General features: G+C 41.6%; 1 rRNA gene. It reads right to left on the bottom strand.

The window, feature by feature from the left end:
* Positions 1-91, bottom strand: a 5S ribosomal RNA gene (rrf, locus tag C2M24_RS04970); the annotation flags it as partial.
* Positions 92-257 lie beyond the last annotated feature (166 nt).

Here is a 257-nt window from a genome sequence, read left to right as displayed (position 1 = left end):
TGGCAAATGCCACACTATCATCGGCGCTGTTCCGTTTCACTGCTGAGTTCGGCATGGGGTCAGGTGGGTCCAGAACGCTATTGTCACCAAGCAAATTGGTTACTAATCACTGTTGCAATCAGTATTAAATTCGGAAAGCTTTATAAGTAATGTGTCTACTTCAGTCTTTAATTTCTAACTTCTAACTTAACAGTCTCACACCATTTTGGTGTTGTATGGTTAAGCCTCACGGGTAATTAGTACAGGTTAGCTTAACG

Source organism: Pseudoalteromonas sp. T1lg22, from assembly GCF_002964645.1.
GTDB lineage: Bacteria > Pseudomonadota > Gammaproteobacteria > Enterobacterales > Alteromonadaceae > Pseudoalteromonas.
Note: the sequence above shows the minus strand (reverse complement) of the source record. Positions and strands in the feature narration are given on the sequence as shown.